6 protein-coding genes are annotated in these 7,028 nt (G+C 70.7%); 2 read left to right on the top strand and 4 right to left on the bottom strand.

The window, feature by feature from the left end; all coding sequences use genetic code 11:
* Positions 1-563 precede the first annotated feature (563 nt).
* Both AC1DMQ_RS16535 and AC1DMQ_RS16530 read left to right on the top strand, forming a co-directional pair.
* Positions 564-2,114, top strand: a complete 1,551-nt coding sequence (locus AC1DMQ_RS16535) for a response regulator (RefSeq protein ID WP_477034642.1) — start codon at positions 564-566, stop codon at positions 2,112-2,114.
* 33 nt (positions 2,115-2,147) lie between these two features.
* On the top strand, positions 2,148-3,860 hold the full coding sequence (locus AC1DMQ_RS16530) for an AmpG family muropeptide MFS transporter (protein ID WP_477034641.1): 1,713 nt from the start codon (positions 2,148-2,150) through the stop codon (positions 3,858-3,860).
* Here the strand turns inward: AC1DMQ_RS16530 and AC1DMQ_RS16525 are convergent.
* The 4 genes from AC1DMQ_RS16525 to rlmN all read right to left on the bottom strand — a co-directional run bounded on the left by AC1DMQ_RS16525 (position 3,857) and on the right by rlmN (position 6,886).
* On the bottom strand, positions 3,857-4,696 hold the full coding sequence (locus AC1DMQ_RS16525) for a S1 family peptidase (RefSeq protein WP_477034640.1): 840 nt from the start codon (positions 4,694-4,696) through the stop codon (positions 3,857-3,859). The genes AC1DMQ_RS16530 and AC1DMQ_RS16525 overlap by 4 nt on opposite strands.
* A 25-nt stretch (positions 4,697-4,721) precedes the next feature.
* Positions 4,722-5,150, bottom strand: coding sequence for a DUF350 domain-containing protein (locus AC1DMQ_RS16520; protein WP_477034639.1), 429 nt, complete (start codon positions 5,148-5,150; stop codon positions 4,722-4,724).
* Between the two features lie 102 nt (positions 5,151-5,252).
* A complete protein-coding gene (locus AC1DMQ_RS16515) occupies positions 5,253-5,669 on the bottom strand; it encodes a Cif family virulence factor (protein ID WP_477034638.1) in 417 nt (138 codons plus the stop codon).
* Positions 5,669-6,886: a dual-specificity RNA methyltransferase RlmN gene (gene rlmN, locus AC1DMQ_RS16510; protein WP_477034637.1), complete on the bottom strand. Its 1,218-nt coding sequence runs from the start codon at positions 6,884-6,886 to the stop codon at positions 5,669-5,671. The genes AC1DMQ_RS16515 and rlmN overlap by 1 nt, the downstream gene beginning before the upstream one ends.
* Between the last annotated feature and the right edge of the window lie 142 nt (positions 6,887-7,028).

Genomic DNA, 7,028 nt, shown 5'->3' with positions numbered 1-7,028 from the left:
GCGGCGGGGGGCGATCGAGCGGGACTGGGCTGGAGGGGGTTACTTCAGCGTGTCCGGGGACTCCTGTCGTTGGGGAGCCCGCCCGCCGTCGGCGTCGAACGGGGACAAAGCGCGTGTATTGCCCATTGGCCCGCGCCCTCGGCGGCTGGTTTCTCCCGAAAGGGATCGAGACCGGGTCCGGCTAAGCCTCAACAGGGCTGCCCACCGGATGCTGGCGGATAACGATGGCGCGGAGCGACTGGCTTCGTCGAAACGGTATTCATTCAAAGACCTCCGGACGTCGTCCGGCGCTCCGCGACCCTTTCCATCAGCTCAGCGGCTTACCGCGTGAGTATGAGAGATCGTGCCGGTGAACACTTGCCCCCACCTGGCGGCTTCGCCGCCTGTCCGCCCCCAAAGGGGGCGGAGGACACGCGCACCGCACCTCTTCCCCCTATGGGGGAAGACGACCGCGAAGCGGTCCGTAGGGGGCAAGTGCTCACCGCACCATGAATCCCGGCCATGCCCCGAACCCGCTTCGTCGAACACCCGTCGTTAAGCCGAGAGCGCTACAGTCTCCCGCCATGAGCAACCGTCCTTCCTCCGCCGGGGTCACCCCCGAACAGCTGGCCACCCTCAGCCACGAGTTCCGCACCCCGCTGAACGGCGTGCTGGGCATGGCCCGGCTGCTGGAAGGCACGCGGCTGACCGCCGAGCAGCGGGCCTATGTCGGGGCGCTGCGCGAAAGCGGCGACCACCTGCTGTCGCTGGTCAATGACGTGCTGGACTTTGCCCGCCTGGGCGCCACGGCCATCGAGCTGCACAACGCGCCGGTCGACGTCGAGAACCTGCTGCGCCAGGTCGCCGAGCTGCTGAGCCCGCGCGCCCACGAAAAGGCCATCGAGATCGCCTGGGCCGCCGCGCCCGGCCTGCCGGCCATCCTGGCCGACGAGGGCCGCCTGCGGCAGGTGCTGCTGAACTACGCCGGCAACGCCATCAAGTTCACCGAGGTCGGCGGCGTGCTGCTGAGCGCCGACGTCGCGCCTAACGGCCGCATCCGCTTCTCCGTCCGCGACACCGGGCCGGGCGTCGCCCCGGAAGCCCGGGCCGCGATCTTCGAGGCCTTCGTCCAGACCGATCCCTCGCACCAGGCCCAACTGGGCGGCGCGGGCCTGGGCCTGGCCATCGTCGCCCGCCTGGCCGGCGCCATGAACGGCGAGGCCGGGGTCGGCGGCGAGCTGGGCCAGGGCGCGGACTTCTGGTTCGGGGCCCCGTTCGAGTTCGCGCCCGCCCTCCCGGTCGACCTGCCCCTGACCGGCCGCACCGTCGCCATCGCCTCGCCCAACGCCATGGTCCGCGAAGCCGCCATCCGCCAGGTCCGGGCCAGCGGCGGCCAGGCCCTGTCGGGCGAGACCGTCGCCGTCGCCCTGAAGGGCGCGCCGGCCGACGCCGTGCTGCTGCTGGACGCGGCGCTGGCCGGACCGCGCGGCGCGCTGAAGGCCCCGGCCGGCCGCGCCTGCGTCGCCCTGCTGACGCCCGAACAGCGCGACCGCATCCCCAAGCTGAAGGCCGCCGGCCTCGGCTATCTGATCAAGCCGCTGCGCCGCGCCTCGCTGATCGCCCAGGTGCTGGCCGCGCGCCCGGCCACCAAGGTCCAGCCTGTCGAGACCACGCCTTCGACCGCCCACGAGGACGACCGCATCGCCCCGGCCGCCGCGCCCGGCGTCCGCGTGCTGCTGGCCGAGGACAATCCGATCAACGCCCTGCTGGCCCGCGCCCTGCTGGAGCGCGAGGGCTGCAAGGTCGACCGCATCGCCAGCGGCGACGAGGCCGTCTCGGCCCTGTCGCGCGGCTTCTACGACCTGATCCTCATGGACCTGCGCATGCCGGGCCTGAACGGCATCGAGGCGACCAAGGCCCTGCGCGAACGCGGCGTGACCACGCCGATCGTCGCCCTGACCGCCGACGCCTTCGACGAGGACCGCCGCGCCTGCCTGGCGGCGGGCATGAACGACTTCCTCGCCAAGCCCCTGACCCCAGCCGCCCTGCGCGGCGTGCTCATCAACTGGGCCCAACTTGGACAGAGCGGCCTCGGCTGGACGAAAGCCACGACGCGCGCCAAGGTCGCCGGCTAAGGCGGGGCGCGGTTCCCGCACGGGGACCACCGCATGACCGACGACGTCAAATCCGCGCCGGAGAAGAAGAGCCTTCTCCAGACCCTGGCCTTCTTCCTCGAACGCCGCAGCCTGGTGATGCTGGGCCTGGGGTTCGCCTCGGGCCTGCCCTACATGCTGATCTTCGACACCCTGTCGCTGTGGCTGCGCGATGCGGGCCTGTCGCTGGCGGTGATCGGCTTCTTCAGCCTGGCGACCCTGTCGTTCTCGTTCAAGTTCCTGTGGGCCCCGCTGATCGACCGCGCCAAGGTGCCGGTCCTGCACCGGCTGCTGGGCCATCGGCGCGCCTGGATCCTGGTCTTCCAGACCGCGATGATCCTGGGGCTGTGGGCCATCTCCACCCTGAACCCGGCCTCGCAGCTGGCCGCCCTGGGCGCCGCCGCCGTGGCGGTCGGCTTCGCGACGGCCTCGCACGACATCGTCATCGACGCCTGGCGGATCGAGGTCGCCGACAAGGAGGAACAGGGACCGATGGTCGTGGCCTATCAGTGGGGCTACCGGGTCGCGATGATCGCCGCCGGCGCCGGTCCCCTGCTGCTGGCCGAGCGGTTCGGCTGGAACTTCTCCTACGCGGTCATGGGGTTCGTCGTCGGGATCGGGGTCCTGGCCACCCTGTGGGCCCCGCGCGAGGCCGAGCACACCGTCCGGCCGATCCCGACCGGCGACGTCAACCAGCCCCGGGCGCTGGAAATTCTGGAATGGATCGTGCGCCTGGGCGTCCTGCTGCTGGGCGCCCTGGCCCTGGGCTCGGGTCTGTCGGGCGACGCCAGCCTGCTGTCCAAGCTGGTCGGCGGCGAGGCCCTGGCCGAAGCGTGGAAGGCCAAGCCGAACGGCGTCTGGCTGCAGTTGCTGGGCGTTCTGGCGGGCTTGGCCATCGTCGTGGTGGCGGCTTGGCCGATCCCCAAGGTCCGCACCAAGCCTGGGGTCTACATGTCGGCCGCCTTCGGCGAGCCGCTGATCGATTTCACCAAGCGCTTCTCGGGCCTGGCCGGCCTGATCCTGGCGGCGATCTGCGTCTACCGGGTGTCCGACTTCGTGCTCAACATCATGAACCCGTTCTACCGCGACATGGGCTTCACCCTCACCGAGATCGCCGAGATCCGGAAGGTGTTCGGCATCATCGCCTCGATGATCGGCGTCTTCCTGGGCGGGGTGATCGTGGCGCGGCTCGGCCTGATGAAGGCCTTGGTGATCGGCGCCTTCGCCCAGCCGATCAGCAACCTCTTCTTCGCGTGGTTGGCCATGAGCGGCCACAACGTGCCGGTGCTGTTCTGGGCGATCTGCATCGACAACCTGGCCGGCGGCGTGGCCGGCACGGCCCTGATCGCCTACATGTCCAGCCTGACCACGGCGGGCTTCACGGCCACGCAGTACGCACTGTTCTCGTCGCTCTACGCCCTGCCCGGCAAGCTGATCGCCTCGCAGTCGGGACGGATCGTCGAGGCCTCGGCCGTCGCGGCCGAAAAGGGCGGACCGATCGGCGCCCTGAAGGGCCTGTTCACCCGCCTGCCGCCCGAGAGCTTCACGGCCGCCGGCGCCAAGCTCGGGGTCAGCGCCCCGGCCATGGCGGCGGGCTACACGGCCTTCTTCATCTACACGGCGCTGATCGGCGTGGTGGCCATCGCGTTGTCGTTCATGGTCGCCGCCCGCCAGCCCAAGCACATGGCGGTGAAGGCGGCCGAGGCGGAAGCGGAGGCTCCGGCCTAGGTCTCGCTCTTGAGGCACACCACCTGGGCCACGCGCAGGTCGCGGCGCAGGCCGTCGGCGACGCGGCCGTAGTTCTCGGTGGTGATCGACTCGCCCAGGGCGAAGCTGGCCGGACGGCGGCGGCTGTGCTTGAGCAGGTCCTCGACCGTCTCCTGGGCCGTCGTGTAGATTCGGCCCCGGCGCGGCGACTCCGCCACCGTCACGCCGATCACCCGCCCGGCGCTGTCCAGGGCCGGAGCGCCCGACAGGCCCGACAGCGTGCCCTTCAGATTGTCGGTACGGCCGACCTCGGCCCAGACAAGCACCGGCTCGACCCGGGCGCCGCGTCCCCGGACGACCAGGTTCTCGCGGCCCAGCAGGCGCGAGGTGACCTCGCCGGGATGGCCCTGCGGGAAGCCCGGATGATAGGCCCGCTCGCCGCGCCGGGGCGGTTCGGCCGCGGCGCGCAACGGCACGGCCGGCGCCCCGCCCTCGGTGGTCAGGATGGCGGCGTCGCCGGAGGGATCGAGGGTGACGCGGGCCGCGACGCCCCGGCCGTCGGCCACGACGATCGCCGCCTCTCGGCAGCCGTCGACCACGTGCCGGGCGGTCAGCCACGAGCCGCCGTCATCGACCGAGAAGGCCGTGCCGCTGCCGGGCTGGCCCTTTTCGGGCACCTGGACGACGATGGACGGATCGAACGGCGAGGCGGGGCCCAGCGGCAGGCCGACGTCGCCCGGCACCGGCGGCGGCGGCGGCGGGGCGTCGGAGCGCTCCTGTCGGCCGATGGCGACGACCAGCAGGGCGCTGACCACCGCCCCGTAGATCAGCCAGTCCGGAAGTTTCGGGAAATGCACCTGACCGCCCCCGCTCGCCCGACCGTCAGCCGGCCACCGCGGCGGCCAGGATCAGGGCGGTGGCGATCTTGGCCCCGACCAGCAGGGCGGCGGCGGCGACTTCGCCCTCGTTGATCCGCTCGGGCAGACCCTTGAGCAGCATGTCGGTGATCCGGAAGACCAGCAGTTGGACGGCGATGGTCGAGACGCCCCACAGCACGATCTCCAGCGGCGACACCGAGGCCGACAGCGAGGTGGCCAGCGGGATGGCCAGGCCGACCATCACCCCGCCCAGCGACAGGGCGGCGGCGGCGTTGCCCTCGCGGATCAGCTTGATCTCCTTGTGCGGGGTCAGCAGGGCGTAAAGCGCCGTGCCCAGCACCAGCATCACCAGGGTGATGGCGGCGTGCATCAGGGTCAGCGGCAGGCCGCTGGCGAAGGCCTGGATCTCGGGCGACTGAAGCTGTGGCGGCATGGAAGCGGTAAACCCCGAACTTGAGGGACGCATTGCTAGCACGGGATCAAGCGCCGTGCGTAGAGGGCTCGTCGGCGACGCGAAGGCGCAGGGGTCGCGGCGCTATTGGACGAAGCTCGTCACCGACCAGCCGTAGGACCGGATCCGCCAGGCGCCGTCCTCCAGCACGAGCACGAACGACCAGCCGCCGTGCTCGTCGAACGGCTTGCCGTCACGGACGCCGGTCCACCGTGTGGGCAGGGAGAAGTAGGCGGTGTCGCCTGTGCGGACGAAGTCCTGCGGCGGGCCGAACGTGTGCCGAAGGTCCGAGATCGCGCCGGCATGCCGCGCCATCAGGCCGCGCCAGTGGTCCAGGCCGGCCTGTCCGGTGAAGACGTGCGGCGGGAAGTTCTCGAGGATGGTCACGTCGCCCGTCGAGAACACGCCGTGCACGACGCTTTCGTCGGCCGTCTCGAGGAACCGCGCCAGCGCCTCGGGACCCGCCATCATGGCGGCGTCCGGCGCGGCGACGTCCGACATCAGGCCGCCGCCTCGTCCTCGTCGTCGTCCAGCACGCCGGCCATGGCGGCCATCGACAGCTTGCGCATCGCCGAGGCGCGGACCTTCTCGCTCTCGCTCTTCAACTGGCCGCAGGCGGCGAGGATGTCGCGGCCCCGCGGTGTGCGGATCGGCGAGGAGTAGCCGGCGCGGTTGAGGATCGCGGCGAAGGTCTCGATCGCGGCCCAGTCCGAGCACTGGTAGTCGGTGCCGGGCCACGGGTTGAACGGGATCAGATTGACCTTGGCCGGGATGCCCTTGATCAGCTTGACCAGGGCGCGGGCCTCGTCGGGACTGTCGTTGACGCCCTTCAGCATCACGTATTCGAACGTCACCCGGCGAGCGTTGCTCAGGCCCGGATAGGCTCGGATGCCGGCCATCAACTGCTCGAGCGGGTACTTCTTGTTCAGCGGCACCAGCACGTCGCGCAGGGCGTCGTTGGTGGCGTGCAGGCTGATGGCCAGCATGGCCTGGGTCTTGTCGCCCAGGGCTTCCAGCTGCGGGACCACGCCCGAGGTCGAGACCGTGATCCGGCGACGCGAGATGGCGATGCCCTCGTTGTCGCTGATGATCTCGATGGCGTCGGCCACCTGGCCCATGTTGTAGAGCGGCTCGCCCATGCCCATGAACACGATGTTGCTCAGCAGGCGGTCGTCCTTGTCGGACGGCCATTCGGCGAGGTCGTCCTTGGCGATCTGCACCTGGGCGACGATCTCGGCGGCCGTCAGGTTGCGGACCAGGGCCTGGGTGCCGGTGTGGCAGAAGCTGCAGTTCAGCGTGCAGCCCACCTGGCTGGAGACGCACAGCGCGCCGCTTCGGCCGACGGAGGGGATGTAGACGGTCTCGACCTCGATGCCCGGGGCCATGCGGATCAGCCACTTGCGGGTGCCGTCCTTGCTGACCTGGCGCTCGACCACCTCGGGGCGGGCGATCGTGAACTGGTCGGCCAGACGGGCGCGGGTCTCCTTGGCCACGTCGCTCATCTGGGCGAAGTCGGTGATGCCGCGATGGTGCACCCAACGGAAGATCTGGGTGGCGCGCATCTTGGCCTTGCCGTGCTCGACCACGCCGCTCTCGGTCAGGGCGACGACCATCTGCGGGCGGGTGAGGCCCGACAGGTTGATCGGCGGCTTGGGGGCATCGGCCCTTCCCTCAGAATTGGGGGGAGCCATGCGCGACAGGTCGAGGGTGACGCTCAAGGGGCGGTCCGGGGGCAAGAGATTTTCGGGATCGAGGCGAGGATATAGCAGCTCTCCCGGCTTTTTCCAAAGGGACGGGGCGTCGCGGGCTTCCGAGCCGAGGGGCCGCGATTCACCATCGTCGTTTGCGGCCCGTTCACCG

This window comes from Caulobacter sp. 05L422 (assembly GCF_056397765.1).
The sequence above is the reverse complement of the archived record's forward strand: the minus strand, read 5'-3'. Positions and strand labels throughout refer to the sequence as shown.